At 65.9% G+C, this 26386-nt stretch carries 29 protein-coding genes; 5 read left to right on the top strand and 24 right to left on the bottom strand.

Annotated features, from left to right (window positions below; all coding sequences use genetic code 11):
- Positions 1–26: 26 nt before the first annotated feature.
- The 15 genes from AC07VL_RS26735 to AC07VL_RS26665 form a co-directional block, all read right to left on the bottom strand.
- Entirely contained in the window at positions 27–1592 is a 1566-nt protein-coding gene (locus AC07VL_RS26735; RefSeq protein ID WP_494808545.1) for an ABC transporter substrate-binding protein, read from the bottom strand.
- A gap of 54 nt (positions 1593–1646) precedes the next feature.
- Positions 1647–2339 (bottom strand): FadR/GntR family transcriptional regulator, encoded by a 693-nt coding sequence (locus AC07VL_RS26730; protein ID WP_494808544.1) that lies wholly within the window; start codon positions 2337–2339, stop codon positions 1647–1649.
- 14 nt (positions 2340–2353) lie between these two features.
- Positions 2354–3463: a YjhT family mutarotase gene (locus AC07VL_RS26725; protein WP_494808543.1), complete on the bottom strand. Its 1110-nt coding sequence runs from the start codon at positions 3461–3463 to the stop codon at positions 2354–2356.
- A gap of 248 nt (positions 3464–3711) precedes the next feature.
- A complete protein-coding gene (locus AC07VL_RS26720; protein WP_010398340.1) occupies positions 3712–3960 on the bottom strand; it encodes a DUF3297 family protein in 249 nt (82 codons plus the stop codon).
- Positions 3961–4127: 167 nt separating this feature from the next.
- A complete protein-coding gene (locus AC07VL_RS26715; RefSeq protein ID WP_494808542.1) occupies positions 4128–4451 on the bottom strand; it encodes a hypothetical protein in 324 nt (107 codons plus the stop codon).
- A 196-nt stretch (positions 4452–4647) separates the two neighbouring features.
- Entirely contained in the window at positions 4648–5049 is a 402-nt protein-coding gene (locus AC07VL_RS26710; RefSeq protein ID WP_494808541.1) for a GFA family protein, read from the bottom strand.
- 11 nt (positions 5050–5060) lie between these two features.
- The gene (locus tag AC07VL_RS26705) at positions 5061–6824 is read right to left on the bottom strand and encodes an ABC transporter ATP-binding protein (protein ID WP_494808540.1); all 1764 of its coding nucleotides are present in this window, start codon (positions 6822–6824) and stop codon (positions 5061–5063) included.
- Complete coding sequence (locus AC07VL_RS26700; RefSeq protein ID WP_494808539.1) at positions 6821–7375, bottom strand: hypothetical protein; 555 nt, start codon at positions 7373–7375, stop codon at positions 6821–6823. The genes AC07VL_RS26705 and AC07VL_RS26700 overlap by 4 nt, the downstream gene beginning before the upstream one ends.
- On the bottom strand, positions 7375–7884 hold the full coding sequence (locus tag AC07VL_RS26695; protein WP_494808538.1) for a MauE/DoxX family redox-associated membrane protein: 510 nt from the start codon (positions 7882–7884) through the stop codon (positions 7375–7377). Before AC07VL_RS26695 ends, AC07VL_RS26700 begins: the two co-directional genes overlap by 1 nt.
- On the bottom strand, positions 7878–8756 hold the full coding sequence (locus AC07VL_RS26690; RefSeq protein WP_494808537.1) for an SDH family Clp fold serine proteinase: 879 nt from the start codon (positions 8754–8756) through the stop codon (positions 7878–7880). The genes AC07VL_RS26695 and AC07VL_RS26690 overlap by 7 nt, the downstream gene beginning before the upstream one ends.
- Complete coding sequence (locus AC07VL_RS26685) at positions 8738–9751, bottom strand: ATP-grasp domain-containing protein (RefSeq protein ID WP_494808536.1); 1014 nt, start codon at positions 9749–9751, stop codon at positions 8738–8740. Before AC07VL_RS26685 ends, AC07VL_RS26690 begins: the two co-directional genes overlap by 19 nt.
- A 66-nt stretch (positions 9752–9817) precedes the next feature.
- Positions 9818–9985: a hypothetical protein gene (locus AC07VL_RS26680; RefSeq protein ID WP_494808535.1), complete on the bottom strand. Its 168-nt coding sequence runs from the start codon at positions 9983–9985 to the stop codon at positions 9818–9820.
- Between the two features lie 169 nt (positions 9986–10154).
- Positions 10155–10337 carry a hypothetical protein gene (locus AC07VL_RS26675; protein WP_494808534.1) on the bottom strand — a complete coding sequence of 61 codons (183 nt, stop codon included), beginning with the start codon at positions 10335–10337 and terminating at the stop codon, positions 10155–10157.
- 230 nt (positions 10338–10567) lie between these two features.
- Positions 10568–10765, bottom strand: coding sequence for a hypothetical protein (locus AC07VL_RS26670; protein ID WP_494808533.1), 198 nt, complete (start codon positions 10763–10765; stop codon positions 10568–10570).
- Between the two features lie 198 nt (positions 10766–10963).
- Entirely contained in the window at positions 10964–11173 is a 210-nt protein-coding gene (locus AC07VL_RS26665) for a hypothetical protein (protein WP_494808532.1), read from the bottom strand.
- A 334-nt stretch (positions 11174–11507) separates the two neighbouring features.
- Between AC07VL_RS26665 and AC07VL_RS26660 the strand changes: the two genes are divergently transcribed.
- The gene (locus AC07VL_RS26660; protein WP_494808531.1) at positions 11508–11888 is read left to right on the top strand and encodes a hypothetical protein; all 381 of its coding nucleotides are present in this window, start codon (positions 11508–11510) and stop codon (positions 11886–11888) included.
- 7 nt (positions 11889–11895) lie between these two features.
- Entirely contained in the window at positions 11896–12297 is a 402-nt protein-coding gene (locus AC07VL_RS26655) for an immunity protein Imm33 domain-containing protein (protein ID WP_494808530.1), read from the top strand.
- Positions 12298–12322: 25 nt separating this feature from the next.
- On the opposite strand, the gene AC07VL_RS26650 is transcribed toward AC07VL_RS26655, so the two are convergent.
- Positions 12323–13504: a metallophosphoesterase family protein gene (locus AC07VL_RS26650; RefSeq protein ID WP_494808529.1), complete on the bottom strand. Its 1182-nt coding sequence runs from the start codon at positions 13502–13504 to the stop codon at positions 12323–12325.
- A gap of 236 nt (positions 13505–13740) precedes the next feature.
- Between AC07VL_RS26650 and AC07VL_RS26645 the strand changes: the two genes are divergently transcribed.
- Positions 13741–15225: a serine hydrolase domain-containing protein gene (locus AC07VL_RS26645; protein ID WP_494808528.1), complete on the top strand. Its 1485-nt coding sequence runs from the start codon at positions 13741–13743 to the stop codon at positions 15223–15225.
- A gap of 9 nt (positions 15226–15234) precedes the next feature.
- Here the strand turns inward: AC07VL_RS26645 and AC07VL_RS26640 are convergent, their stop codons facing one another.
- Positions 15235–16575 carry a S41 family peptidase gene (locus AC07VL_RS26640; protein ID WP_494808527.1) on the bottom strand — a complete coding sequence of 447 codons (1341 nt, stop codon included), beginning with the start codon at positions 16573–16575 and terminating at the stop codon, positions 15235–15237.
- A 104-nt stretch (positions 16576–16679) separates the two neighbouring features.
- Positions 16680–17270, bottom strand: a complete 591-nt coding sequence (locus AC07VL_RS26635) for a DJ-1/PfpI family protein (protein ID WP_494808526.1) — start codon at positions 17268–17270, stop codon at positions 16680–16682.
- A gap of 235 nt (positions 17271–17505) precedes the next feature.
- Here AC07VL_RS26635 and AC07VL_RS26630 point away from each other — a divergent pair, with 235 nt between their 5' ends.
- Positions 17506–19143: a phosphoethanolamine transferase gene (locus AC07VL_RS26630; RefSeq protein ID WP_494808525.1), complete on the top strand. Its 1638-nt coding sequence runs from the start codon at positions 17506–17508 to the stop codon at positions 19141–19143.
- Between the two features lie 85 nt (positions 19144–19228).
- Here AC07VL_RS26630 and AC07VL_RS26625 read toward each other — a convergent pair whose 3' ends face one another.
- The 4 genes from AC07VL_RS26625 to AC07VL_RS26610 form a co-directional block, all read right to left on the bottom strand.
- Complete coding sequence (locus AC07VL_RS26625) at positions 19229–20002, bottom strand: ferredoxin--NADP reductase (RefSeq protein ID WP_494808524.1); 774 nt, start codon at positions 20000–20002, stop codon at positions 19229–19231.
- A 226-nt stretch (positions 20003–20228) separates the two neighbouring features.
- The gene (gene tssA, locus AC07VL_RS26620) at positions 20229–21044 is read right to left on the bottom strand and encodes a type VI secretion system protein TssA (protein ID WP_494808523.1); all 816 of its coding nucleotides are present in this window, start codon (positions 21042–21044) and stop codon (positions 20229–20231) included.
- Positions 21045–21100: 56 nt separating this feature from the next.
- On the bottom strand, positions 21101–21322 hold the full coding sequence (locus AC07VL_RS26615) for a cysteine-rich CWC family protein (protein ID WP_494808522.1): 222 nt from the start codon (positions 21320–21322) through the stop codon (positions 21101–21103).
- Between the two features lie 3 nt (positions 21323–21325).
- Complete coding sequence (locus AC07VL_RS26610; protein ID WP_494808521.1) at positions 21326–22450, bottom strand: acyltransferase family protein; 1125 nt, start codon at positions 22448–22450, stop codon at positions 21326–21328.
- 257 nt (positions 22451–22707) lie between these two features.
- Here AC07VL_RS26610 and AC07VL_RS26605 point away from each other — a divergent pair, with 257 nt between their 5' ends.
- Positions 22708–24213, top strand: coding sequence for a DASS family sodium-coupled anion symporter (locus AC07VL_RS26605; RefSeq protein ID WP_494808520.1), 1506 nt, complete (start codon positions 22708–22710; stop codon positions 24211–24213).
- A gap of 41 nt (positions 24214–24254) precedes the next feature.
- On the opposite strand, the gene AC07VL_RS26600 is transcribed toward AC07VL_RS26605, so the two are convergent.
- Entirely contained in the window at positions 24255–25619 is a 1365-nt protein-coding gene (locus tag AC07VL_RS26600; protein ID WP_494808519.1) for an ATP-binding protein, read from the bottom strand.
- A partial coding sequence (locus AC07VL_RS26595; RefSeq protein WP_494808518.1) for a contractile injection system tape measure protein occupies positions 25613–26386 on the bottom strand: 774 nt, incomplete at its 5' end. The genes AC07VL_RS26600 and AC07VL_RS26595, both read right to left, overlap by 7 nt.

Genomic DNA, 26386 nt, shown 5'->3' with positions numbered 1-26386 from the left:
GTGTGACGGTGAGGCTGGGCTGGCGCCTAGCGCAGCTGCCACAGCTCCGGCTTGTCCTGGTAGCGTCCGCCGGCCGGGGCCGGGGTCCAGATCATGTTCTCGACATTCTTGCCGAAGCCGCCAAAGCGGTTGGCGCTCCACAGGGGGATCCAGGGCAGCTGCGCATTCGTGATGGCGCAGGCATCGCGGTACAGGGCCGTGCGCCTGGCGTCGTCCGTTTCCAGCTGGCCCGCGTCGAGCAGGGCATCGAGCTGCGGCAGCTTGACGCGCATGCGGTTCACGCCCTTGGGCGGCGCGTACGCCGAGTGCAGCATGGGCGTCAGGGCGCTGGGGTCGGGGCCCACGCCGCCGCCGGCGAAGACCATGCTGAAGCGGTTGGCATCGACCAGCTGGCCGTAAGTGGGGCTGTCGACGAAGCGGGGCTTGAGGTTGACGCCCACCTGCGCCAGCATCGACTGCAGGCTGGCGATGACGTCCTTCGACACCTGGTCGTTGTAATAGGTCAGCAATTCGACGGGCTGGCCCTTGCTCAGCTGCTCCCAGTTGGCGGCCGCCAGCAGGGTCTTCGCCTTGGCGACATTGGTTTCATACTTGTCCAGCTTGGCCGGCTGGAATTTCGGCAGGGTCAGCGCGCAGTTGGCGAGGGTGGCGCTGTTGTTGTAGATGCTCTTGACGATGGCGGGGCGGTCGATGGCGTACAGGATGGCCTGGCGCACGCGCACGTCCTGGAAGCGCGGGTCCGTGTGGTTCACGCCCAGGTAGTTGAGCACGTGGGACGGGCCGGAAATCACGTTGAAGGCCTTGCTGGCCTGGTTTTCCTTGACCTGGTCCATCGTCAGGTAGGTAAACTGGATTTCATTCGAGGCCAGGGCCAGGGCGGCCGCGCTGGCATCCTTGAAGTAGCGGTTGATCAGCTTGTCCAGTTTCGGCTTGCCCCGGTAATAGTCCGGGTTGGCGACCAGTTCCACGTACTGGTCCGGCAGGTATTTGCTCCATTTGAACGGCCCCGTGCCTACGGGCGTCTTCCACCAGGCGGCGTTGCGCAGTTCCGTGATGGGCACGCTCATCAGCAGATGCCGGGGCACGATCATGATGCTGGTAAAGGCGTCGGGCAGGGTGACGTCGGGGCGCGCCAGTTCGATAATGACGCTGTTGGCGTCCGGCGTCCTGACGGCGCTGACGTCCGCCAGGCGCGGGGCAAACACACTGGCCAGCTCGGGGCTGCGGATCAGCTCCAGGGTGAACTTCACGTCGGCCGACGTGAAGGGCTTGCCGTCGTGCCACTTGACGTCCTTGCGCAGCTTCAGGGTGAGCGTCTTGCCATCCTTGGCGTAGGTCCAGCCCTCGGCCAGGTCGCCCGAGATTTTTTGCAGGCTGACGTCGTACAGGGTGAGGGTGGAGAAATACTTGTTGTAGAAGCTGAAGCCCGCAGCCGCCGTCAGCGGATTGAATTTCTGCGCATTGCCGGACGGACCCACGTCGAAGGCGCCGACGAAGACCTGGTCGGCCGCCTGGGCGGCTCCCGACAGGCAGGCAAGGGCGGCGAAGGCCGCGGGGAGCAGAAACTTGACGGAAGGACGGGACGCAAACATGGATTTCTAACCTCTATGTGATGAACAAAAAAAGGTGACGCCGCGTGTTGCAGGCTAGGCGGTGTCTTTCGGGTAACGCTTGAAGATGGAATCGAAATGCTCGGTGTAGGCCCGCAGCAGGCCGGCCGCATCCTTGTTTTCCAGCATTTCCACGATGGCGATATGGTCGCGCGCCGTCGCTTCCATGGCCCAGGGGTCGAGCTGGGCGGCCGTGGACGCCTTGTGCATATTGTTGAAGACGTTCCAGAACAGGTCGATCAGGGCCAGCAGGAAGCGGTTGTTCAGGCACGAGTACATTTCCGCATGGAAAGCGCGGTCTTCGGCGGGGAAGGTTTCCTGCCGCAGCGCCTTTTCCAGCATCGTGTCGGCCAGTTCGCGCAGCACGGCGATGTGCTTCGGCGAGATGTTTTTCACCACGGAAGGAATCGCGCCGATTTCCAGGTAGGTGCGCACGTACAGCAAGTCCGTGATCTGGTCGTCGTTGGCGACCATGGAATAGGGCAGGTTGTCGAGGATGGAATCGAAGGAAAACGCCTTGACGAAGATGCCTTCGCCATGGCGCGATTCGATCACGCCCAGCGATTCGAGGGCCTTGACGGCTTCGCGCAGGCTGGGGCGGCTCATGTTGAGCTCCTCGGCCATGCGCGCCTCGGGCGGCAGGGCGTCGTTCGCCTTCAGGTTGTTCTGCTCGATGAATTCCTTGATTTTGACTTGCGCGTGGCGGTAAGCCGGTATCTTTGTGACCATTGTTTTCTCACTAATTAAGCAGGGTACGACACGGTATCATGGCCGGAGCCATTCGATAACGTTATTGCCAAGGTTTCCAGGATGGCAGCGCCCCCATCGGTATCGCCGCCCACCAGCAGCAGGCTGTTGCCCACCTGGAAGGACAGGCCATGCGCGCGCGCCGCCGGCAGCATGGCCAGCAGGCGCCATTGCCCGCCAGCAAAGCCGTACAGCTCGCGACGCCAGGACTTGGCCAGGCCGGCATGGGCGTGCAGATGCTGCTGTGCATAATTGGCGCTGGCGCCGATGAAGTGCGTGCCGCCGGCGAGGACGGGCATGCCGCCGCACAGGCCGCCAAACGCGGCCGCCACGCCTTCCTGCGGCACGCCGGGCGCCGTGGCCGGCAAGGCGCGCTGCTCCCAGCCGCCGGTGTCTGGCCGCGCATGCCAGGCCAGCGGCGTGCGCAGGCCCGGCTTGATTTCGCCGCCGGCCACGATGGGGCCGTCTGCGGCAGCGATGGCGACGGCGCCGCAGGTGCCGGCAAACGGCAGCGCGCCGTCATCCTGCAGGGTGCCATTGCGCGGGTCGAAGCGCCATTGATGGCGGTTCCATTCGAAGGCGGCGACGGGGCGGGCCATGTAGGCGCGCACGATGGCGGGCCGCTCAAGCTCGCCGGCGGCCGCATGGTCCGCGCAAAAGGCGTCGAACTGGGCGCGGTGGTAGCCGCCGAAGAGCACGATGCTGCCATCCGCTTGCGCCAGGGCCGAGGCGCCCAGCAAGCCCAGCGGCAGTTGCAGGTCCAGCGGCTGCCAGCGGTTGGCCACGCTGTCGTAGCGCCATATGGCGTCGGACTGGCGGGCGCTGTGGCCGGCAGGGGTGATGGCGCCGCCGAAGACGTAGAGGAACGGGCCGCTGGTGGCGCAGGCGGCGCCAGCCGGTGCCATGCCGGGAAAGTCCGCCAGGCGCTGCCAGCCCAGTTCGCGCCGCGCCGTGTCGAGGCGGTACCAGGCGGCGCCGGCGCTGCCCAGGCCCGCATACAGCTGGTCGCCGAGCGCGGCGCCGGCCGCGTCGCGCAGGGGCATGGGGAAGGCGGGCCAGCTGGTGTCGAACTGCGCGGTCATCGTGGTAGCGTCTGGCTGTAGCATGTGCATGTACTCGGCTGGGCGGTTGCGGTTCGAATGCCTGAACCGATGCAGCAAGTATTGCAGAGTAAGATATCAGATGTCAAACAACTTGTTTGGCTAAATGAAAAAAGTTGTGAAAAAGTTGCAGCGACGTGAAAACGGCGCGGGTGGCAGCGGGGAAAAGGTGAAGGAACAGCGCGAGGCAAGACGGATGACGGAGCGGAAAAACGCCGGCCAGGGCGCAGGGCGCCTGGCCGGGACGGCCAATCTTAGCGGTAGAACGCTTCGACCTTGCCTTTCAATTTGATTTGCAATGGACGGCCGCGGCGGTCGAGGGACTTGGTGGACGCGACCTTGATCCAGCGTTCGCTGATGCAATATTCTTCCACGTCAAGGCGTTCCTTGTCGTTGAAGCGGATGCCGACGTCGTTCTCGAACACGGCGGCAACGTGGTAAGGGCTGCTCGGGTCGATCGACAGGCGATCGGGCAATGGGGGTAAGGTGGTGGTATCGTTCATGGGCGTAATTATCGCCCAGAATGCCGATCCAGACAACGGGGTACGCCGGCTAATTGTACGGCCCGGCATACCGGCGCCCATGACGGGGGCAACGCGGCGGGCGAGGCTGGGGCGCCGGCCCGCCTTGCCGCGTTGCTCCCGCCCCGGGCCGTCAAACGGCGTGGCGCTCAGGATTTGTCGTCATTCTTGTGGCTTTGACGGCCCGCGTCCACATGCTGCTCGTGCGTGCCGCCCCGCATGCCCGTGCCCGACTGCTGGCTGCCGCTGCCGCCCTTGCCCTGGCCCGATTGCTGGCCGGACTGTTGCGAGCCTGATTGCTTGTCGGCATCATTCTTGTGGCTCTGGCGGCCCGCTTCCACGTGCTGCTCGTGCGTGCCGCCCTGGGTGCCGCCGGACGACTGGCGGCTGCCGGACTGCTTGTCCGACTGCTGGCTGCCCGATGGCTGCTTGCCCGACTGGCCGCCGGTTTTGTCATTGCTGTTCGAAGTCATGGTGGTTTCCTCTGTGGTTGATACGGTAGGGGAGCGCATGCCGTCGCGGATGGAATGCGCCTGCCTGACATACGGCGCTCGCTTGCACCGCCGAGGCCATTCTCCCTGCCCGCACCGGACGTCGCCATAGGGACACCACCTGTCGCCACGTAGGAAAACTCCGTGGTGACTGGCAACCATTTCTACTCCGCACTATTTACAGATGCCGCGTCTCCTGCGGCGGCGCATCCCACACGTCATGCCGGCCGTCGACAAAGGTGACGGGCACTTGCGCCAGTTGCGCGGCGGCCGCATCGTCGAGGCAGCTGACGCTGATGCCGACAAACGGGCCGCTGCGGGGCGAGTCGCCGCGGCCGAACGGGCGCACGCCGCAGTGGCGGCAAAAATAATGGGTTTCGCGGCCCGCGCCGAAGCGGTATTCGCTCAAGTCCGCCTCGCCGGCCAGCAGGCGGAAGTCGGCGGGCGGCACCAGGCTGGCCCAGCAACGGACCTTGAGGCAGAACGAACAGTTGCAGCGCAGGCTGGGGGCCGCCAGGTCGATCTCGGCCGCAAAGCGCACGGCGCCGCAGTGGCAGCTGCCATGGTGGGTAGTTTTCATCGTGGCCCACTCTACACGGTGGCCGCGCTGTCATGCAACTGCTGGAACTGCGCCAGTTGCTGCTGCATCAGCCGCGCATACTGGCCGCCCGCGCGCAGCAACTCGGCATGCGTGCCTTGCTGGCAGATCCGGCCATCTTCCATGACGATGATGCGGTCCGCCTTGACGATGGTGGAAAAGCGGTGGGCGATGATGATGGTGGTGCGGCCTTGCATCAGGGTATCGAGCGCTTGCTGCACCAGCTGTTCGCTGGCGGCGTCGAGGGCGCTGGTGGCTTCGTCGAGGATGAGGATCTTCGGCGCGCGCAGGATGGCGCGGGCGATGGCGATGCGCTGCTTCTGGCCGCCCGACAGTTGCACGCCCCGTTCGCCCACGAGGGTGTCGTAGCCGTCCGGAAAGGCGGTGATGAAATCGTGGGCGTGCGCCAGGCGCGCGGCCGCCTGCATTTCCCCGCGCCCCACCTCGCGCCCGGGCACGGCGAAGGCGATATTGTCCGCGATGCTGCCGGAAAACAGGGCCGGCTCCTGCTCCACCACGGCCATCTGGCGCCGCAGCTGCGCCACGCCGAAGAGGCGCGCGTCGATGCCGTCGAACTGCAGGCTGCCCGCGCCGGGCTGGTAATGCCCCAGCACGAGGCTGGCGATGGTGGACTTGCCCGCGCCCGAGGCGCCCACGAGGGCGATCTTTTCGCCCGCGCGGATGGACAGGCTGACGCCGTCGAGGGCCGTCGCCTGCGTGCGCTCCGGGTAGGAAAAGCGCACCTCGCGCAGCGCGATATGCCCGGCCAGCGGCGGCTGCGGCGCCGCCTCGGGCACGGGGCGGTGGCTGCGCAGGATTTCGAAGATGCGGTCGGTCGAGCCCATGGTGCGCATCCACGTGTTCCAGAACTCGCTGATGGAGCCGGCCGTGTCCGTCACCATGCTGGCATAGATGACGAAGGCCGTCAGCTCGCCCACCGTCAGCCGGCCCTGGCCGATCAGGTGGGCGCCGAAGCACAGCGTCGTCAGCAGGGCCACGAAGGCGACCATGCCTTGCGCGCCCTGGAACACGGCCAGCAGGCGCGTGCCGGCCAGCGACACGCCCAGCAGCTGCCGCATGGCTTGCGCGTAGCGGTCCATGGCGCCGCCCTGCTGGTTGAATGCCTGCACCAGGCGGGCATGGGCAAAATATTCCTGCGCCACCTTGCCGCTGGCGGCCAGGCTGGCGGCAATGGCGCGCGAACGCTGGCGGTAATTGCTTCCTGTTAACTTTCCAAAATACAGGCTGATGGGGATGAACAGGGCGAGGGGCAGGCTCAGCATGGGCGACAGCTGCAGCAGCATGGCGATGCCGCCGACAAACACGCACAGCGAGCGCAGGGCATTGGCCGCGCCGATGGTCAGGCTTTCATGCAGGGCCGACACGTCCGACGTCAGACGGCTGTTGAGTTCTCCCCCGTGGTGCTTGTCGAAGAAGGCGATGGGCTGGTTGATCACCACGTCGAACAGGCGGCGCCGCACATCCATGACGATCATGTGGCCGCTCGACTGCAGCAGATAGAAGCGGGCGGTCGAGGCCAGCGCGTACAGCACGCTGAAGACGAGCATGGCGGCCACCATGGCGGGCGTCACGCCGCGCGCCGTCAGTTCGGCCACGTGGTCGATGAAGTAGGCGATAGCTTGCGGAAAGCCCAGCTGCGCCGCCACCGTCAGGACCATGCACAGCAGGCCGGCGGCGATACGCCAGCGCACGGGATACAGCAGGCGCAGGCGCTCCAGATGGGGATGGATGTTCATGCGGCGCGCTCCTCGGCAATGTCGCAGTTCAGTTGGTCGACGAGGGCCAGCCAGTCGTCGTCGCCGATGAGGCCCGCGGCCTCCACGGTTCCTGCATGGCTGACGAAGACATAGGATGGCGAACTCATCAATGGATTCAGGCGGCGGTAGTCGCGCAGGCGCAGGCGCGCCGCCGCCGCCCGCAAGGTGTTGCTAGGTAGAAAGGCCCGCAGGCGGCGGACCGGTTCCTCGCTGAGCAGCCAGACGGCCAGGCCTGCCGCGCGGGCCTGCGGCAGCAAGCCGTCGATGCCGGCCAGCTTGTCGCGGCATTTCGGGCAGCGGCTGGCGAGGAACAGCAGCACCGTGGCTTGCCCCGGGGCGCCAGGCTGGAAGCGGGCGCCGCCAGCCATCGGACGGGCCTGGACGATGGGCAGGGGATCGCCCGACACGAGAGCCGTCGCAGGCTGCCGTTCGCGGCGGCTGGCGCGCAGCACGGCTAGGCTCAGCCATACATTGCCTGCGATGGCGAACGCCAGCGCCGCCAGCACCAGTTGCAGGGTAGTGTCATCCATCAGTCCGCCTTTGCCAGGGTGGCGATGTCGTGCAGGGAAATGGCGGCCACGCAGACGATGGCTGCCAGGCCGGCGGCCAGCACGGTGGACGCCGCGGGCAGGGTCGCCTCCCGGGCCACGGCAAAGTAGGCGGCATTGATGCCGACGAACAGGCCGTTGCGCAGCAGGTCGTAGTGCGAGACGGGGCGCGCCGCTTCCCCGAAGCAGCTGCAGCGCACGACGCTGTGCGTGAAGTAGCGGTAGGCGAGGACGGCCGTGAGCGTACCGAGCAGCAATAAGGCCAGCAGCATGGGCAGGCGCGTGCCGCCACCCAGTATCCACGCGGCCAGCAGCAGTTCCGCCGCCACCAGGCCGGGCGCGGCCCAGGCGGCGATGGCGGGCGCCAGGCCGAACGAGGCGGACAGGTTGTCGCGGAAGGCGCCATAGCCGCGCAGCTTGCCCACGCTGGCCGCCAGCAGCAGCAGGGCGATGCAGCAGCGGGCCGTATCGGCCAGCAGCAGCGTCAGCATGTTGGCCGCGCGTCCGCGCTCCACAGGGGCGCGAAGCCGCCCGGACGCTGGCGCCGCAGCTGCACCCCGTCGCGCGAGGCCAGCAGGGCATCCGTCCACGGCTCGTCGGGCGCGCTGCGCAGGGCGCCTCCTATGCTCGATTGCAGCTGGACCGAGATGTCCCAGCCCAGGCGCTCGGCATGCGCATCGCGCGCCATGTTCAGGCCCAGGCGGGCCAGCTCTTCCCGTGTCAGCGCATAGTTATGGGAGTGATAGCCGCCGGCCAGCTGCGCGACGATGGCGCGGCGGGCTTCCGGCGTCGCATCGGGCAATTGCCATGCCAGCAACTCTTCGCCGATCTGCGCCACCTCCATGGTGGTGCGGTAGAAAGCCGTCAGGGAAGGGGGAAAGATGTTGCCGCACAGCAGGGACAGGGCTTGCTGGCGCGCTGCATGCTCGTCGACGCCGAACCATTGCCGGGCCATGTCGCCAAACAGCTTGATGTCCAGGCTGGACAGGGAGCCGCCTTCGGCGCCGTCGAGCTGCGGGTCGATGGGCGAGAACAGGGCCAGGTCGCCCGCGATGATCTCGTCCGCGCCCAGGGCCAGCAGGGTGGCGGCCGACTGGCAGTGGAAGGGCACGATAAAGCTCAGGTGGCGCGCATGCTGGCGCAGCACGAGGGAGATGCGGCGCGCCGCGTTGACGATGCCGCCACGGCCGTGCAGCACCACGTCAAGGCGCGCCACGGGTCCCGTCTGGCGGCACAGTTCGTACACGGCGGGCAGCAGTTCCATGTCCAGGTGCGATGCGGCCAGCACGATGGCGCGACTGTCGCGCACCTGTTCCAGTTCGCGCAGCTGGCGGGGAAGCAGGCTCAGGTCTGGCTGTGGCATACAGCTCCTTCGATCAGCGTGTCCGCCATGGTTTCCAGCAAGGGCAGGGTAGGCACCAGTTGCTGCACGTACAAAAATTGGCCGACAGGATTGTTTTCCAGGAAAACGTACTCGCCCTCGGGCGTGACGATCAGGTCCAGCGCGCCGTATTCGAGGCCATAGCTGTGCACGAAGGCGAGGCAGCGCTGGCGCACCTCGTCCGGCAAGGTCGCCGCCTCGTAGCGGATGGGGGCCGACATGTCGCGCGAATCGATGGCCGTGCGGGCATCGTCCTGGGAATACAGGCGGGCGGCAAACAGCTGCTTGCCGATCACGGTGACCCGCAGTTCATATTGCTTGGCGATATATTCCTGGAACTGGCAGCTCAGTTCGCTGACGGCATCCAGGCTGTCCAGCATGGCTTCGTCGAGCACGGTGGTGCCGATGCCGTGGCTGACGCGGTCAGCGCCGTCCACCGCGTCGGCGGCCAGGGTGGGCGTGGACATCGCCTTGAAAATGATGGGGCCGCCAACGGCGGCGCGCAGGGCGCGCACGTCGTCGGGCACGTTGGTGATCACGGTGGCGGGCACGCGAAAGCCCATGCGCGCCGCCCGCGCCAGCTGTTCGCCTTTCCATTTGGCGCCGCGCAGCGCCAGCGGATGGCTGATCCAGTAGCAATCGAGCGCGTGCAGCACGCTGAAAATGGCTTGTTCCGTTTCCAGCTTGGCATAGGCGCGCTCCTGCGGCGCCAGGTCGGTGCTGGCATAGGCGTACTCGGCAGGCTTGCGCAGCCACACGGCGCCCACGTGCCGCAGGTCCAGCCACTCGCCATCGGGCAGCAGGCGCAGGCGCGCGCTGGCATGGCCATCGCGCAGGCGCTGGCACAGCTGGTAGTCGCGGGGAAAGGCGTCGAGATTGATGCGGAAGGGGGCGTGGCCGCGTTCGGCCAGGATGGCGGCGACCAGGTCGGCATGCAGATCGCCGCCATGGCTGATGATCAAAACCTTTTTATGCATGCAGGTTCCAGTGACAAAAGACAGTGAAAAAGCCTTGCCGTGGCAAGGCTTTCCGCGGGCGGTGTATCAGCAGAACTCTCCGCCGTCACTCGAGCCGACGCGCGAATAGCGGTATTGCTCCTCGCTGTCGACGGCCGTGCAGCCGGCCACGGCGACGCCGTCGCGTACCTTCCAGGGGGCAGGAAGGGCCGTTTTTTCCTCGTCCTTTTTCTCCGCCAGTTTGAATGCGAACAATTTTGTCTGATTTTGTTTTTGCATGTTTTTAGTCCTCTGATGGTCAATATCCCGCATATTCATTCCCCGCGGATGGAAAAGCCCTGCCGCGCTTGGCGCCGGTATGCGCATGAATATGTGGAAGTGTCTGAAAACCGCGCGCGGCGCGGAATTGATGGTGCGGCGGAGATCAGCAATAGATGCCGGTATCGTTCGGCTTCAGGCGCGTGCTGTCGCGCAGATTGTAATCGTCAGGATTGCCGTAATACGTGCAGCCTGCCGTGGCGACGCCGTCGCGCACCTGCCATGGCTGCTGGACTTCTTTTTTCTCTTCTTTTTCAGCCAGTTTGAAAGCGAATAACTTGGTTTGCATTGTACTATCCTCTTGTATTGGTTAAGTACTGATTTGCCCGATTGCCGTGATTCGGCTTTTAAATATTAAGATCAAATAAATATGCAGTCAATCACTGAATGATTTATATTTGAATCGACATCGAATTAATATATTGGACAGGAGTAAACCGCACGGCTGCCGGTGCACGGTATTCATATTGCAGTAAAAATAAAACCCCGCCGGGGGCGAGGTGAATGGCTATGCCGCGTTCAGCAGAATTGCCCGGTGTCGCGGGAATTGACCGTGGAGGTATAGCGGTACTGGAAACGCTCGACCTCGCTGCAACCGGCAAGGGCGACGCCGTCGCGTACTTTCCATGCGATAGACGCTTGAGGCGGGGTTGCTGCCTGGGGCGTTTCCTGTTTCTCTGCAAGCTTGAAAGCGAATAATTTTACCTGGTTCTGCATGGTGTGATCCTCGTGTGGTGGGGCCGTGCCGCAAGTGTCAGCTTCGGGATGGGGAAATTGCGTATGGGCCGGATGGAATGCAGCTGCATTTTGCGCAGGCGGAGATTGTCCTGCGCGCCAGGCAGATGGATTCAAAAGGGAATCAAAACGGAATGGAATGAACGCCGCCGGTGGCGCGTTGATGCCGCGCTGCCATGATCAGCAATACTGGCCGCTGTCATTCGGCTGGAGGCGCGATTCGTAGCGATAATTTCCGCTGCCAGCGATGAATTCGCTGCAGCCGGCAACGGCAATGCCGCTGCGTACCTTCCAGGACCGGGGCGGGACCGCCGGGCTTTCTGCCTGGGTTTTTACATGTTTTTCAGCCAGTTTGAACGCGAACAATTTGCTTTGCTTGAGTTTTTGCATTGTACTATCCTCTTGTGGTGGTTAAGTACTGCCTGTGCTGTATGCCATGGTATATGGCCATTCGATATTAGCGCCGGATTAAATATGCGTCAACGTGTAATTGATTCGTGCGCGGGGGAATATAATTCAGGGATACTCACCAAATATCACGCGGCAAAGCGCTATTATTGTCTTTCAATAAATTATCGTTGCCTGATTTAAATGTCGATATTGGTGCAATAATATTGCGCTGCACTATCCTGGTGAGATGGCGATGCTTGTCCAGGCAAATGCGTGGCGGGCCGGCGCGGCGGCGCACTATAATGGCGCTTGCTGAAACTTAAGGAATTACTATATGGACATGGCGGTTACGGACAGGCAGCGGCTGCAGGCGTACGCGCTGGCGGACGCATTCGTGCGCACGCTCGACGGGCGCGATCCTGTTGCGCTGCAACGCGACTGGGCCGTGGCGCCCGCGCTGGCCGCCGAGATCGTCGGCATGCTGGACAGTTATTTTGCCGTGCAGCAGCGCCTGGCGCTGGCGCCGCTGCCCCTTGCCTTCGCGCCGGGCAAGGGCGGGCGGCCTGCCGTCGATGTGTACGCCACCGACGCAGGCCCGCTGGGTATGGAATGCCAGCTGCTGGCGGACGGCAAGCCGGGCGAAGCGATCCTGCACCTGGAAGTCGCGAGCCACGATGACGCCATGCGGCTGTCTTACCGCTACCTTGCATCTTGACAAGCAGATGAACGAGCCGATGAACGAACAGGACAACGAAGTGGTCAACGAACAGAACAACGCGCAGATCCACGAACAGAGCAACGCGCAGATCCACGCAAACCAGCGCCGCATCTGCGACAAATACGGCTTGCCCGCGCAGGCGCCCGAGGCCATGGTGGCCCTGGCCATCGGCAGCCTGGACCAGTCACCCATCTATGGCACGCGCATCGAGCTGCCCGAGAACGGCACCATCAGCTGGTTCATCCATTGCGGCGCGCACAGCGACGCGTCCGATTTTTACCAGCCCCTGCATGCGGCGCACCTGACCGAGCTGCTGCCGCAGGTGCTCGCCTACCTGGCCTTGCCCAGCGGTACCAAATTCATCCTCGACCGCGCCGGCTATGAGGATGTGTGGCGCGAAGGCTAGGCGCGCCACGCCGGCTTGCTGCGGCTCATGACAGGGTATTGGGCAGGTAGGCCTTCTGCCGCAGATCGAAGCGGAAGTAGTCGAGCAGATGGCTGCCCTTGCTGAACGGCTCCTGCGGCCGGGGCACTTCGTAGTATTTGCCCTGCATGACGCCGTCGGACAGTTCGACGCGCAGGTAGCCGTGGTGGTCGTCCGAATAGTTTTCCAGCGTGACGGCGTCTCCCGCATCGTCGTGGAAGACGGCGGGCGGTATCAGGCGCTGGCCGTTGACCTTCATGATCTGGTGCAGGTTATGGTAGCCGCCCGCGCCCGTGACGAGGAACAGGGTCTTGCCGCCGTCGCCATTGTCGCGCGTCAGGCGCTGGTAGTTGTGGACGTGGCCGGCAAGGATGGCGTCCGGGTGGCGTCCCGCCGCGGCGGATGCCTCGGCGACGAGGTCCTTCATGTAGGTGCTGCCGGAATGGTGGTCGTCCGCCGAGTAGATCGGATGGTGCAGTGCCAGCAGCAGGGGCAGGTCGCGCGGCAGGGTGGCCAGTTCCGCCGCCAGCCATTCCTTCTGGGGCGTGCGGACCTCGCCGCCGGCGGGCACATTGCTGTACAGCCCGACGATGCTGGCCTGCGGCGTGAGCAGGGTCCAGTACACATTCGGCTGCACCATGGCCGTGCGGTGGGAATCGCCCGCTTCCGGCATCTTGACGGGCTGGGGCGCGCAAAAATTGCGCACGAAGCCGTCCAGGGTCTGGTCGTCCGGCAGGTTTTCGCCATCGTGGTTGCCCGGCACGGCGAACACGGGGGCCAGGTAGAATTCATAGGGCTGGTAGAACTGCTTGTAGTATTCGCTGACCTGGCCGTTGAAATACACGCAGTCGCCGGTGATGTACAGAAAGGCCGGCAGCGCGCTGGCGTCGGCCTGGAAGTCGTCTTCCATGCCTTTGGCCACCAGTTCCTGCGGCACGGCGTACTGGATGCCGCCCATGTCGCCATTGAGGTGGAAGACGAGCTTCCTGTTCCGCACGATGGCGTCATACACGGCCGGCGCCACGATATCGCGCAAGTCGAGGCGGAACGGCGCGCTGCCCGTCGGCGGCGGCAGGTCGCGGAACGCCGTATTGCGGGGCGGCGCCTGGTGCAGCGACGCCTGCCCCGTGGCATGGGGCCGCGCCAGGCCAAAGACATGGGCATTGTTGCCAGAAACCAGATTGGCCATGATGTGTTCTCCCGCCGCCACTGTGCGCCATTCCCCGCGCCAGCCAGGCTTTCAGTGTAGCCGCCCGCGCCCCGGATGCGCGCGCACGCGCACCGGGATTCGATCTGGATCAACAGGCTGGCGCGCGGCCGCCACGCCAGCGTCGCCATGCAGCGGCCGGGCCGGCGAGGAAAATGCATTGCGGCAACGCGCGAATAGGGTAAGCTTGCTTTTTGCATATGAAAGGGAGCTTTGCCATGCCATTCCGCACGCCGCCGGTCCTGCGCGTTTTCTTGCTTGCCGCAGCGCTGGCCGGGTCCGCCGCAGCGGCCCCGCCCGCCGCCAGCGCCACGCCGGCCGGCCTTGCCGCCGAGGCCGGCCAGCAGCTTGTCGACTTCCTGCAGGACGAGATGCGCGAGCGCCAGATACCGGGCATGCAGGTGGCGGTGATCCGGCAGGGCAAGGTCGTACTGGCGCGCAATTTCGGCGTGGCCAGCCTGCAATATGGCGTGCCCGTGACGGAGGCGAGCCTGTTTTCCATCAATTCGGCCACCAAGGCGTTTACGGGCGTGGCCGTGATGCAGCTGGTGCAACAGGGCAAGGTGGACCTGGGGGCGCCGATCGGCCAGTACCTGGCGGGCTTGCCGCCGGCCTGGCAAGCCGTGACGGTGACGCAGCTGCTCAGCCATACTTCCGGCCTGCCCGACGTGCTGGACCAGCGCAGCGGCAAGCTGGTGGGGCCGCAGCCGGACGACCCTGTGGCCGCCTGGCAAGCCGTGCAGGCCCTGCCCGTGGAAGCGCCGCCCGGCCAGCGCTACCGCTATAACCAGAGCAATTACGTCCTGCTGGCGCAACTGATCGAGCGCCAGAGCGGCCAGTCCTACGTCGACTTCATCCAGCGGGGCCAGTTCGATGCGGCCGGCATGGCGCACAGCGGCTTTGGCGATGCGAAGGACGTGGTCATCAACAAGGCCAGCTCCTACGTGCTGGGCGCCGGCGGCAAGGGCTACCGCAACGTGATCGAGGATTTTCCCGTCTTCATGCGGGCCGGGGCTGGCATCAACAGCAATGCGGGCGAGCTGGCCAGCTGGCTCATCGCGCTGCAATCGGGGCGCCTGCTGGCCCCCGCCAGTGTGCAGCGGCTATGGCAGGCCAGCAGCCTGAACGATGGCAAGCCGGCGCCGTGGGCGCTGGGCTGGCCCGCCATCGGCCGCGCTGCCCACCGCGCCGTCGCCGGCATCGGCGGCGGACGCTCCGCCTTCTACGTGTATCCCGACGATGACCTGGCCGTCATTATCCTCAGCAACCTGGCCGGCGGCCAGCCGGAACAGCTGATCGACACCGTCGCCAGCTTCTACCTGCCGGCCCTGCGCCAGCAGCGGGGCGGCGCATACGCCATGCAATTGCTGCGGCAGGAATTGGCCAGCACGGGCTACGAGGGACTGGGTGCCAAGCTGGCCGCCATCCGGCAGCGGCACGGCTTGCCCGACCCAGGCGAAGGCGACTTGAATGCCTGGGGCTACCGCCTGCTGGCGCAGCAGCGGACGCAGCAGGCCGTCGCCGTGCTGCAGCTGGCCGTGCAGCTGGCGCCGGGCAGCGCGAATGGCCACGACAGCCTGGCCGAAGCGCATGAGGCGGACGGCGCCACGGCGCTGGCCATCGCCCACTACCGCCGCGCGCTGGAGCTGGACCCGGGCAATACGCACGCGGCGGAGCGCCTGCGCAGCCTGGCCGCCCGTTAAGCTTGTCAGTTAGGTATCCAGCTTCAGCACGGCATCGACCAGCGCGCGCGCATCGTAGGGGTTGTCCGGCAGCACGATGTCCGGCTGCAGCAGCGCGGGAGTGGCCGCGCCCGACGGGCGCTGGAACAGCAGGCGGGGCACGCCCAGCTCCAGGCCGCTGTTGGGCAGCACGAAATTCTGCGTGCCGCCGCTCTGGCGCGTGCGCGCCTGGCCCGCCGCGCCCACCACCTTGCCAAAGCCGAAGTCCTGCATGACATTGCTCAACAGGATGGAGGAGGAATACGTGCGCCCGCCCACCAGCAGATAGGTGCTGCCCGAAAAATGCAGGGGATCGTCCAGCCGCGGCTGCTGCCAGGAAGTGATCTCGCTATCGATGACGTCGCCCAGCTTTTCGCGCACGCTGTCGCGTCCCCGTATCACCTTCTTGCGGTAGGTCGAGGCCCAGCGGTAGGGCTTGTCCGCGATATAGCGCAGCACGCCATCGATCCACATGTCATCGTTGCCGCCGCCATTCGCCCGCACGTCGATGAGCAGGGTGCGCACGTCCGCCGCGCGCATCTGGCGGAAGGCCTCGGCCGTGAACGCCGTGAATTGCGCTTTGTCAGGCCAGGCGAAGGTGTTCAGCGTCAGCAGGGCAGCCTTGCCGGGCAGCAGTTCGAAGCGGAATTGCTGCGCGAAGCTGCCATCGCCGGCCAGATAGGCGGGCAGGGCGGCGGTGCCGGGCACCGTCAATTCCCGGCCGTCGTCCAGCTGCAAGGCGTGATTGGCGGGCGCGCCCAGCACCTTCCAGTACAGGAAGGGCCAGCGCAGCGACAGCAGGCTGGCGCGAAACGCGGCCGTGTCGCCGTGGCAGCGGGCCAGCAAGTCGGCGACGATGCGGCTGGCCGGCACGCCATTGATGCGCGTGATGCGTGCGCCTTGCAGCGGCGTCGGCGCGCCGCCCAGCAGGGCACGGATGGACAGGCCGCCATCGCCATCGAGCGTGACTTCATAGGGGAAAAAGCGTCCGCCCCCGTCAAGGAAGGCCTGGCTTTGCGCCCGCGGCGCGGCCGGCGTGATGGCCAGGTGGCCATCGGCATACAGGGGATTGAGGGTGGCCAGCACGCGCCAGGCCTGGTCGGGCGACATCGGCGCCCGCATCTGTTCCCCGATGGCGGCGTAGGCCTCGTCCACGGCGGCGGGATCGGCGGAAAAGCCCGGCTCCGGGTGCGTGGCGGCGATCGCATCCTGGACGAAGCGCAGGTCGGCGCGCAGCTGGTCCGGCGTCAGCAGGGGCATGGCCTGGGCCAGCGCCACGGGTGCGCAGCACGACAGGACCAGGCAGGCTGACAGGTATTTCAGGCGTAGCATGGCATCCTTCCCCAACGTCGATGAAGGATGCACTTTAATCAAGTGCGGCGAACGGCGCCAGTCATTTGCGACGCGCCGTCGAAATTGGCCGCCAGACAGCAGAATCAGGCGGCCAGGTGCGCACGATGCGCCTGGCCGTGCTCGGCCCCGTGCAGGGCCAGGTAGGCCGCCAGATTGTCGTCATGGATGCCCAGGCTGCGCAGGACTTCCCGCGTGAAGCTGACGGGGGCCGTGCCCGGCGCCGTGATGATGCCGTCGTCGGCCACGGCCCACGGCACGTCCTGGTACAGGGCGGCGCCCGCGTAGCCCGTTTCCCGCAGGTTCACGGCGCCATTCGACGTGTGGCGCACCTTGTCGAGCACGCCGGCCTGGGCCAGTACGCGGGTGCCGTCGCAGATGCCGGCCAGCACCACGCCCTGCTCCCGGGCGGCGCGCAGCAGGGCGCCCGGGTCGGGTGCCTTGCCGCTTTGCCAGATGCTGCCGCCGCACACCATCAGCAGGTCCAGTTCATCGAGCGAAATATCTTCCAGCGCCAGCTGCGGCGTGACGAGCATGCCGCCGGACGAGGTCACGGGCAGGCCGCCCGGCGTGGCGAACTGCGTGTACATGCCGTAGTACAGGCGCGCCGTGGAATTGAACAGGGCGGTTTCCCAGTCGGCAAAGTTTTCGGTAAGGAGAGTGATGGCGCGTGGCATGGCAAGGTCCTGTGGTGATGGAAGGGTAGGGGGCGGGGCTGCTGTTCCGCAATGGCGACAGCATAAGTGCGAGCACTGACAGTTTCTGTCAGGAGCGTGCCTTGCCTTTCCTGCCTCATGTCGTGCAAAAATGGGGATACCGGTTGCAATGGACTGCGCTACAATCGCTGGCCCGTCGAAACGGGCCGGGCCACGCAGTTCCATTCAACGCCGATTCTGACTGTTTATTGTTTCCATGCTGATACTGTTTTGCCGCGTCCTGTCCAGCATTGCCGGCCTGCTTCTTTTCTTTCTCTTCGATCAGTTAAGCGCCAACGAATGCCTGAAACTGGGCGTCTTGCTGGCGGCATTTTTGCTGGGCATCGGCGGCGTGCTGCACGCCTGGCGCTGCCGCCCGGCCGCCATCACCGTGCTGGTGCGCATCGTCGTACCCGTGTTTTACCTCGATGCCGCCGTCAAGGGCTTCCTGCGCGGCTATTTTGGCATGCGGCCCAATCCGAATGCCGTTTTACAGGCAATGTTTGCGACGGATCAAGCGGAAACGGCCGAGTTTTTCGCGCACAACGGCGTCGCCCTGGCGCAGGCGGCCGGCTGGTTCGTGCTGGTGACGGCGGCCGTGCTGCTGGCCGACCGCCGGCTGCAGCGCTGGCAGCCGGTCCGCGCCGCCGCGCCGGGCCTGGCGCAGAAAGGCCTGGCCGCCTGTCTGGCCGTGTTCCTCGTGATGTTGCACCTCAACACCACCATGCGGCGCGAGAATCCTGCCCTGTTCTGGCCCCTGCGCTACCAGCAGTACAGCGCCCAGCTGGCCGCCATGCAATCGATGCAGCAGGCGCTGGCGGCGGCCATGGCGGCGCCGCGCGACTGGAACGTGCGCTACGCGGGCGAGGATGCCCGCACCGTCATCCTGGTGATTGGCGAGAGCACCAACCGCGCCTCGATGTCGCTGTACGGCTATCCGCGCGCCACCACGCCCCGGCTCGACGCCATGCGCGCCAAGCTGCTGGTGTTCAATGACGTGATCTCGCCGGCCGCCAGCACGGTGGAATCGATGATGACCATGCTCACGCCGGCCGACATCGGCAACCCCGATGCATGGATGGCCAAGCCGAACCTGCTGATGCTGGCCGAGGCGGCCGGCTACAAGACCTTCTGGGTGTCGAACCAGACGCGCAACGACGGCTGGATCGGCATGCTGGCGGGCGAGGCCGATGAAAGCGACTTCATCAACTACGGCACGGGACGGGGCGAAAACAATTTCGACGCCAACCTGTTCGCGCCCTTTGCGCACGCGCTGCGCGACACGGCGCCGAAAAAGCTGATCGTCGTGCACCTGCTGGGCGCGCATCCCAGCTATGACATGCGCTACCCCAGCCGTTTTGCGCATTTCGACGACGCCGACGATGCCGTCAGCGCGCAGATGGCCAGCCAGGGCCGCTCCAGCTGGATACGCAACCAGCGCGACGCGTACGACAACGCCATCCGCTACGGAGACTATGTGCTGGGCAACCTGATTGCCATGGCGGAGCAGGCCAAGTCCGGCCGCGCCGCCGCGCTGCTGTATGTGTCCGACCACGGGCAGGAAGTGGGCTACAGCCGCAACCACGCGGGCCATTCCGCGTCGGACAAGAGCGGCTATGAAATCCCCATGCTGATCTGGAACAACCAGCAGCCGCGCCCATCGGCGGCGGCCCGCGCCGCGCTGGAAAGCCGGCCCTACCAGACGGACAAGCTCGACGCGACGGTGCTGGGCCTGCTGAAGATCGAGACGCGCTACTACGCCCCCCACGACGATATCCTCAGCAGTGCCTTTACGCCCGTGCAACGCTTCATGAACGGCTTGCAGTACCAGCGCGGGGCAGCGCTGGCCCGCTGAATCCGGCGCGCATGAAAAAGGCCCGGCGCCGCCGCAGGAAGCGGCGGGGCCGGGCCCCGGGACAGACTATGGAATGGCGTGCCGATTACTTCTCGGCAAACGCGCGCTCGACAACGAAGTCGCCAGGCGTGGAGGTGTTGCCTTCCTTGAAGCCGCGCGCTTCCAGCATCTCCTTCAGGTCGCGCAGCATGTCCGAGCTGCCGCAGATCATCACGCGGTCTTCGGCCGGGTTCAGTTCCGGCAAGCCCAGGTCTTCGGCCAGCTTGCCGTTCTCGATCAGCTGCGTGATGCGGCCCATGTTGCGGAAGTCTTCGCGCGTCACGGTCGGGTAGTAGCGCAGCTTGTCGCTGACCATTTCACCGAGGAATTCGTGCTGCGGCAGGTGCTCTTCCAGCAGTTCGCGGTAGGCCAGCTCGTCGACCTGGCGCACGCCGTGCACGAGGATCAGCTGGTCGAAGCGCTCGTAGATGTCCGGATCGCGCACGATGCTGAGGAAAGGCGCCAGGCCCGTGCCCGTCGACAGCATGTACAGGCGCTTGCCTGGCAGCAAGTAATCGGACACCAGCGTGCCCGTCGGCTTGCGGCCGACGATGACGGTGTCGCCCACCTGCAAGTGCTGCAGGCGCGACGTCAGGGGGCCGCCCGGCACCTTGATGCTGAAAAACTCCAGGTGGTCTTCGTAATTGGCGCTGGCGATGCTGTAGGCGCGCAGCAGGGGCTTGCCATCGACGCGCAGGCCGATCATGGTGAAGTGGCCATTCGAGAAACGCAGCGACGGGTCGCGCGTGGTGGTAAAGGAGAACAGGGTATCCGTCCAGTGGTGCACGCTTAAAACGCGCTCTTCATTCATCGAACTCATAGTATTTGTTGGCTGGTCAAAAAAATGGTTAGTTGCTGGCAACTGCTGGCAAAAGTGAAACCCTGTGTAGGCCCAGACGCTATTGTACTGGCCTCCACACGAAATTGTTACCGTCTATCGCCGCCATTGCTGCCGCACGCGGTGCCGACATTATAGTGCGGCTGGCAGGATCGGGCTGAAAACACGGCATCCGGCCCCCTGCCGGCATGCCATCTCTTGACCTGGCTCACTTTTCGGCGGCGCCGCGCGCTTGCAGCTGCGTTGCCAGCATGGCGTGCATTGCCTGCAGGAGCGCGCCCAGCGCGCCGAGGCCGGGGGCAGCGTCGCCGAAGTGCTGCGGCAGGCTGGCGGCCAGCGCCTCCAGGCCGGCGAGCGCGTCGTCCAGGCTTGCCAGCTGCGCCAGCTGGCATGCGACCGGAGTAGCGCGCAGCACCGCCAGGCATGCTGCCGTGCCCGGGCCTTCCAGTTCCTCTGCGTGCGCTTTCAACTGCTCTTTTATCTGATCGTTGCGCTGCGCCCGTTCCCAGTCAGCCCAGCCGAATTCGCTGCCGTGCTCGTCGTGGGCCAGGGGCAGCATGCGCACGTCGCGCAGCAGTTTTTCATTCAGCCAGTGGAATATATTCGCCCGCGCCCCGGTGTCGCCGGCAGGTGCGGGCGGATACAGCGTTTCCCAGTATCGGGCGCACAGTTGCTGCAGCAGGCAAAAGGCGGGGGCGAGGGCATCGAGTCCCGTGCGCTGCAATTGCGCCTGCAGCAGCCAGACGGCCAACTGCAGATCCTTGCTTTGCAGCGCCAGGGCTGGCGCCGCCATCGCCGTGACACGGTGCCAGTCCGGTCGCTTGAGCTCGTGCTCCCAGCCGCTCAGCGGCAAACTGGTGTCTTCCTCGACGCGTGCTTGCCGTATGCCGGCATAGATGGGTGAACCGAGCAAGGACCTGCCTGCGGGCGCGTCGGCGGCGATGGGGGCAAGGAGCTGATCGAAGGAAAAACCTGTGTGCGCCTGGAAATAGGCATCGGCACGTGCTGTCTGGTCAAGCGTCATGGCGTCGTGGGAGAGTGGCGGAAAAGCATAGTTTGCCATTGCCACAAGGAAATGCGCTACTCTTTTTCGGCTGCCGGACTTGCCGTGCCGCAGCGCTGGCAGAGGCAGGCTTTTTCCCGTTGCGCCGCCGGCACGCGGGCGCGGGCGGCCGCATCGATGGGCTGCGCCTGGCACCAGCACGGCGTGGCGAAGCTGCCCGACAGTGCCGGCGCGCAGCCGTTCGGTCCGCCGCACAGGGGGCAGAGGCGGGCGGGCAGGGGGAGGTTGATTGCAGGCATCGCTTATTGTACCGGGACGGGCGCTGGCCCGGCGCGGCGCCGGAAGCGGCGGCGGATCGCGGCGTTCGCCGGGCCGGAGACCCGGCGCGCCACGAGCGCCGCCGCCAGCGCCGTCGCGGCCAGGAAGAGCGCCAGCCACGGCAGGCGTTCCCCGTAGCCCAGGCCCGCCTTGTCGACCACGTTGCGCATGGCGGCCAGCACGATGATGTGGAACAAATACAGTTCGTAGCTGTGCCGCCCCAGCCATTGCAGCGGACCGGGCCGGCCCTGGCTGGCCGCCGGCGCCGCCGTGGCGCCGACGATGAAGGCGGCGCTGGCCAGGGCGATCCACGTAAAACCGAAGACTTCGTGGCCGCCGATGCCGCGCACGTACAGGCAGGCCAGGGCCAGGCCCGCCGCCCAGCGCAAGCCCTGGCCAACGCGCGCGCCCGGCTGCCAGCGCCGCGTCAGCAGGGCGGTCAGGCAGCCGATGGCGATGGCGTCGAAGCAGGCTAGGTAGCCATACATGAAGGCTATCTCGTTGTCCGCGTGGAGGCTGCGGTAGACGGGCCCGGCGACGATGGCGGCGGCGCACAGCAGCATGAGCGCCTGGCGCCGGCGCAGCAGGCGGCACGACAGGGGCAGTATCAGATAAAACATTTCCTCGACGGACAGCGACCAGTACACATTGAGGCAGTAATTGAAATAGCCGGCACCCTGCATCAGCACGTTGTGCCAGAAGGTCAGCACGGAAGCGACGGCGATGATGAAATAACTGGCGGGCAAGTCCTTGCCGCCATCGCCATTGGCAAAGAAGGGCACGTCGAGCACGCCCAGCAGCACGATGATGGACAGGGCCAGCAGCAGCGCGGGCAGCAGGCGGGCGATGCGGTAAACATAGAACGCGGCCAGGTCGATGCGCGCCAGGTCGCCCCAGCGCTGCAGCGAGGTCGACGTGATCAGGTAGCCGGAAATGACGAAAAACATGGTCACGCCGTAATTGCCCTGGTAGGCGGCCCGCAGCAGCCAGACGGGCAGGACTTCGAGCGGGCTGTTCTTCAGGCCGTAGGCGAGGGCGAAGTGCAGCAGCAGCACGCACAGAATGGCGGCGCCACGCAGGGCGTCGATATGGCGGTTCCGGGTATTCAATGCAATTCCTGACGTTGGCGACTGGTGGGGCAATTATGTGACGGATGTCGCGCACAGGTCAATGATTTTGAAGATAAGGGACGCGCGATACCGTAATGGAGCGGGGGGCGGGAAGGCTTGCGTGTATGATATTGCCGAACAGAATTGTTGGGCATCTGTCATCTTGCGGGGCCATTTTTGGGCCTGCCGGCCCCACGCATCTGCGTGCAAGATTGTGTGTTGCCACGATGCCCGGCCCACAGTGAAAGGTAATGACGATGTATAAGACAGTGCGCGACATGTTCCTGCATTTCAAGGAAGCCGTCCCGTTCCGGCTCGTGCCGGCCCTCATCTGCACGGTCTTGCTGGTCAGCATGCTATTGCTGCCCGCGCCGGACGGTTTGACGCCCAAGGCATGGGGCCTGGTGGCGATTTTCCTTACCACCATCCTGGCGATCATTTTGAAGGTCATGCCCATCGGCGTGATGGCCATGATGGCCATCGTCATCGTCTCGCTGTCGCAAGTGACGTCCACCTCGTCCAAGGGCGCCATCACGGATGCGCTCAGCAGTTTCTCGAATCCATTGATCTGGCTGATCGTCGTGGCGATCCTGATCTCGCGCGGGCTGAAGAAGACGGGACTGGGCAGCCGCATCGGCCTGCTCTTCATCTCGCTGCTGGGCAAGCGCACCATGGGCATCGGCTATGGCCTGGCCATCTGCGAACTGGTGCTGGCGCCATTTACGCCGAGTAACACGGCGCGCGGCGGCGGCATCGTCCACCCGGTCATGAAATCCATCGCCAACGCCTTCGATTCGGACCCGGCCAAGGGCACGGAAGGCAAGGTGGGCACCTACCTGGCCCTCGTCAACTACCATGCCAACCCGATCACCTCGGCCATGTTCCTCACGGCCACGGCGCCCAACCCGCTGGTGGTCGACTTCGTCGCCAAGGCCAGCGGCCAGAGTTTCCACCTGACGTGGACCACCTGGGCCCTGTGCATGCTGCTGCCGGGCCTCGTCTGCCTGCTGCTGATGCCCTTGATTATCTACTGGCTGTCGTCGCCGCAGCTCAAGGCCACGCCCGACGCCGTCACCTACGCGAAAGCCGAGCTGAAAAGCATGGGCCCGCTGTCGCCGCCGGAAAAAGTCATGCTGGGCACCTTTGCCCTGCTGCTGTTGCTGTGGGCGAATGTGCCCGCCATGCTGTTCGGCCCCGCGTTTTCGCTCGATGCGACGGTGGTCGCCTTCGTCGGCCTGTTCGTGCTGATTATTACCGGCACCATCGACTGGGACGACGTGCTGTCCGAGAAAAGCGCCTGGGACACCCTCGTGTGGTTCGGCGCCCTCGTGATGATGGCCGAGCAGTTGAACAAGACGGGCGTGATCGCCTGGTTCTCGGCCGGCATGAAGGGGGCCATCGTCGCCAGCGGCATGGACTGGCTGCCGATCGCCGGGGTCCTGGTGCTGGTGTTTGTCTTTTCGCATTACTTCTTTGCCAGCACGACGGCCCACATCAGCGCCATGCTGCTGGCCTTCCTGACCGTGGGCCTGCACCTGATTCCCGCCGCCTACCACGTGCCCTTCATGCTGATGATGACGGCCGGCTCGGCCATCATGATGACCCTGACCCACTACGCGACGGGCACCTCGCCCATCATCTTCGGCAGCGGTTTCGTTACCATGGGCAACTGGTGGCGGGTCGGCTTCATCATGTGCTTGGTGGAACTGCTGATCTTTGCCGTCGTCGGCACCACGTGGTGGAAGGTGCTGGGCTACTGGTAAGACGGCTTGCCGTTGCGCCGCAGCGCCTCCCGTGGCTGCGCTCAGCGGTGCATATAGTGGCCATCCTTCTGCAGTTCGTGCTTGACCCCCGTCATGATGTCGGCCAGGCCCACGACGGCCGGTTCGCCCCGCAGCAGGGCGCGCAGGCAGGCGTGGCGCAGGACATTGATGATGGCGCCGCCCGCCAGCGCATATTGCCCGGCCAGCGCGTGGAAATCCACTTCCGGCGCCACGGCCACGCCATGGAACAGCTTTTGCCACAGGCTCAGGCGCGCGTCGGCGTCGGGCATGGGGAACAGCACGGTGCTCTGGAAGCGGCGCGCAAAGGCGTCGTCCATGTGGCCATGCTGGTTGGTCGACAGGATCACCATGCCGGGAAAGTCTTCCAGGCGCTGCAGCAGATAGGCGATCTGCTGGTTGGCCGAGCGGTCGTTCGAGGTATGCGCTTCCGTGCGGCGCCCGAACAGGGCCTCGGCCTCGTCAAAGAAGAGGATCCAGTTCTGGTCCTGCGCCCGGTCGAACAGGCTTGCCAGGTTCTTTTCCGTCTCGCCTATCCACTTCGAGACGATGCGCGACAGGTCGACCCGGTACACGGGCACGCCGTGGTGCTTGCCCAGCAGGCTGGCCGTCAGGGTCTTGCCCGTGCCCGGCAAGCCGTGGAACAGGCAGCGGTAGCCGGGCTTGAGGCGCCGCGACAGCCCCCAGTCTTCCATCAGGGTGCGGCCATGGCACATCCAGGCGTTGATCATCTCGATCTGCTCGCGCGTGACGGCGTCGAGCACCAGGTCGTCCCACTCGAGCGGCGTGGCGATGCGCTCGGCGGAAAAATCGTCGGGCGCCGCGCCGTCGGCGTCGGCGCCGTGCAGCAGGATGGCCTGGTATTCCCGCGACAGGCGCAGCGCGGCGGCGGTGGACGGCTCGCCGGCGGGCGGTGCATCGAATTCCAGCACGCGCGCCGCGCGCAGCGCGTGGCGCGGCCCGAACAGGGCTTGCAGCTCCAGCCGCCGGGCCAGGCTGGTGCCCGCCAGCAGGAACATGGCCGTTTCCAGCGTCGGCAGGAAGCCCGTGTGCACCTGCGCGGCGACGCCGCCAAACTCGCTGAAGCGCCGCCCCGTCGCCTGGTTCTGCAGCTGGAAGCTGTCGAGCAGTTCCGGCGCCAGATGCGGCGCCATGGCCAGCATCAGCAGCAGCCGCGCATCGGGATCGAGCCCCAGGCGCCGCAGCAGCCGCGCGTAGGGGCCGGGCGCATCGGCGACAGGCGGCGGCCGGGGCGCGGCGGCGGGCGCCCCGGGCGCATAGCGCAGGGAGAACTGCTGTTCGATGACTTCGCGCAGCCAGGCCAGTTCGCGTTCCAGCACGCCCGCGTGGCCGGCCAGGCGGGCGCCGGGGATGGACTTGTCTACCATGTGACGGCGAGCTCCCTGGGCATCCATGGGTGAAAGATGACGGCAAAGCCCCAGGGAATCTGGTCGACCAGCACGTCCACGGTCTTGCGCGAGACTGTCAGGGTCCACTTGCCGTCGCGCCGTTCGAGGCGTCCGTCGCGCTGCAGGAAGGTTTCGCGCAGGCCCGCCACCGAGGTGTTGCCGATGCTGGGCCAGTTGCCCTTGACGGCCGCGAGCAGCTGGTGGCACTGTTCCAGCTGCTCTGCCTGCGGCACCCAGCCGCGCGCCACCGGCGTGTCCAGCTCCAGTCCGCACAGCAGCTTGTTCAGCGCGAGTGCCGGTTCCGGCGTATCGTAGTTGCCCGTGGCCAGGTATTCCAGCAGGTGCACGGCGCACGTGGCGTCGTCCGTGCCGCGGATGCGCGCGGCGCCGTCGCCATCCGTGCTCAGCAGGCCCAGCAGCCGGAACAGGTGCGGCAGGAAGGGGTGCAGCAGCACCAGGCCGGCATTCGCCACATAGATGCGCTCGCCATCCTGCATCCCGGCCGACGGGGAGGGACGGGCGGCCGGCCACACCGGCGCCTGGCGCGCGGCGGCGGCAGGCGGGGCGGCCGCTTCCCTGGGCTGCTCCGGCTGCCCGCGCAGGGCGGCGCCCAGGTGGGCATAGCCGCCCTGGCCGGCCAGCCATTGCGCCTGCTGCCGCAGGCGGCCTTCCTGGCCAGGGGCCGGCTCCAGCCGCTCCAGCAGGCGCGCCGCGATGGCGCGCTGCGCGGGCGGCGTGCCCTGGGC

The sequence above is a fragment of the Janthinobacterium sp. GW821-FHT03C08 genome (assembly GCF_059420905.1).
This window is presented reverse-complemented; position numbering and strand designations above follow the sequence as displayed.